The organism is Planktosalinus sp. (genome assembly GCF_059864935.1).
This window is the reverse complement of record NZ_JCBCCK010000461.1, coordinates 1-2,591: the sequence shown is the minus strand read 5'-3', so window position 1 is coordinate 2,591 and position 2,591 is coordinate 1. Positions and strand designations below refer to the sequence as shown.

General features: G+C 40.3%; 3 protein-coding genes. All 3 read left to right on the top strand.

The features are described 5' to 3' along the window. Positions 1-850: type IX secretion system sortase PorU (gene porU / locus AC6F75_RS13605; RefSeq protein WP_500715632.1), on the top strand; the 850-nt coding region annotated here is incomplete at its 5' end. 34 nt (positions 851-884) lie between these two features. Continuing rightward, a complete protein-coding gene (gene porV, locus AC6F75_RS13600) occupies positions 885-2,045 on the top strand; it encodes a type IX secretion system outer membrane channel protein PorV (protein WP_500715631.1) in 1,161 nt (386 codons plus the stop codon). A 79-nt stretch (positions 2,046-2,124) separates the two neighbouring features. Then, the coding region (gene cdd, locus AC6F75_RS13595) for a cytidine deaminase (protein WP_500715630.1) at positions 2,125-2,591 on the top strand (467 nt) is incomplete at its 3' end.

The window sequence follows — 2,591 nt, the reverse complement described above, 5'->3', positions numbered from 1 at the left end:
AATTTTCAACGGTCAGGCTTCCATTACCAACGGCCAGTTTGAATTTGAATTTGTAGTGCCACGGGATATTGCCATTCCTGTCGGTGAAGGCAGGGTAAGCCTTTATGCCAAAAGAACAGGTGCCCTTGAAGACCAGGCCGGATCCAATGAAACCATACTCGTGGGAGGTATCAATGAAAATGCTCCCGAGGACAATATAGGACCACAAATCAAGCTTTTTATGAATGACGAAAGTTTTGTTAGTGGGGGCATTACAAACAATTCGCCCATACTCATTGCCAAACTTGAAGACGAAAGTGGCATCAATACCGCTAGTGGTATTGGACACGACATCGTTGCAATTCTTGATGGTGATGAAACAAATCCCTACATTTTAAATAACTACTATCAGACTGAAGTCGATGACTTTACTAAAGGCTCTTTAAGCTATAGACTCAGAGACCTTGAGGAAGGACTCCACACACTCACCCTTAAAGCCTGGGATGTGTATAACAATTCTTCTACTGCCGAGATTCAATTTGTAGTTGCAGGAAGTAACGAGTTAAAAATAGAAAGGGTGTTAAATTATCCCAACCCTTTTGTGAATTACACCGAATTCTGGTTTAACCACAATCGCCCGTTTGAGCCCCTTGAAGTTCAGGTACAGGTGTTTACCGTTACCGGAAAGGTTGTTTGGACTAGAAACCAAGTGGTAAATACAGACGGCTTTTTGTCCAGGGAAATCACTTGGGACGGCCGGGACGATTTTGGCGACCGTATTGGAAAAGGGGTCTATGTATATAAGTTAACTGTAAAATCTACGTTAACCAATAAGAAAGTTGAAAAGTTTGAAAAACTGGTTATCCTATAAAAATTAAATATATATTTGTCCAAAATTTGAATTTATGAAGAGAATACTTGTTCCTATACTGCTGATTTTGGTAGTATTAAATGTCAGTGCACAAGAAGATGAACCAAGAAGAGTAATCACAACTGCAGTACCCTTTGTGCTGATTGCTGCAGACGCAAGAGCAGCCGGTATGGGTGATATGGGAGTAGCGACTTCCGTTGATGGTTTTTCACAACAGTGGAACCCTGCAAAATATGCCTTTTCAACTTACAAGCAAGGAATTGGTGTTACTTATACACCCTATTTAAGTCAACTGGTTAATGATATTTTTTTAGGCAACGTTACATACTTTAACAGGTTAAACGAACGAAGTGCTGTTGCGGCAAGCTTCAAATATTTTAGTCTTGGGGAAATACCGACTGGTGCAACAGCAGAAGAAATAACCAATAACCCATTAATTTTAAAGCCTAACGAACTTACTTTCGATTTGTCATATTCTCTTCGTTTAAGTGATCAATTTTCTATGGCTGTTGCCGGACGTTATTTAAGGTCTGACTTAAGACTACAGATAGACGATGAAGACGCTACCGCAGGAAGCTCTTTTGCTGTGGATATTGCAGGATATTATCAAACTGAAGAAATACGCTACAACGATTTTGATGGAAGGTGGAGAGTGGGTTTCAATATTTCCAATCTTGGGCCCAAAATAAAATATGATGAGGTGGGTCAGGAAAACTTCCTGCCAACCAATCTCGCGTTGGGTGGCGGTTTTGACTTTATCCTTGATATGTACAACAGAATTGGCGTTACCGCTGAAGTGAATAAGCTACTTGTGCCAACACCACCGGTTAGGGATGCAGACGGCAATGTGATAAGGGGCAAAGATGATGATGTTACCTTTTTAACCGGGGTCTTCCAGTCATTTGGTGATGCACCGGACGGGTTTAGTGAAGAGTTGAAAGAGTTCACCTGGGCTTTAGGTGTAGAATATGTTTATCAGGATTCATTTTCATTAAGAACAGGATATTTTAACGAAAGCGAAGAGAAAGGTTCAAGAAAGTTTGTCTCTCTTGGTGCCGGGTTCAAATATACTTCTATCAATATTGATGTTTCTTATTTGTTTTCTACTTCAAATGTTAGAAGCCCGTTGGAAGGAACACTTCGTTTTGGATTGACGTTCAATTTTGGTGACAAAGATTATTATGTGGAATATTAAAAAAATATAACCCAAAAAAATCCCGATTGCAATTGCAAATCGGGATTTTTTTTCCTTGTTGAATTCTGATACAACAAAAATGAAAAAGCAGGATTTACTTACTCAAATTAACATATTCGATTCAATAGACGAATTGCCCGAAGCAATTCTTTCATTAATGCAAGAAGCAGAAGCAGCAAGGGAAAATGCCTATGCACCATATTCAAACTTTAGGGTTGGAGCAGCCATTTTACTCGACAACGGAAAAATCATCACCGGTAACAATCAGGAAAATGCAGCTTATCCCTCGGGATTATGTGCAGAGCGTGTGGCCATATACTTTGCCGGGGCACAATTTCCGGATGCCAAAATGCTTCAACTGGCTGTTACAGCACGTTCTGAAAAACAATTGTTGAATACACCCATTCCACCCTGCGGTTCTTGTCGTCAGGCCATTGCCGAATATGAAATCAAGCAAAATCAGCCCATCGAGATTTACTTTATGGGTGAGACCGGCCCCGTTTATAAAACCGATTCCATCAAAGCATTACTGCCCTTGCTTTTTGA

Coding starts and splice junctions, on each gene's coding strand:
- porV (WP_500715631.1), top strand. CDS start 885: ATGAAGAGAATACTTGTTCCTATACTGCTGATTTTGGTAGTATTAAAT.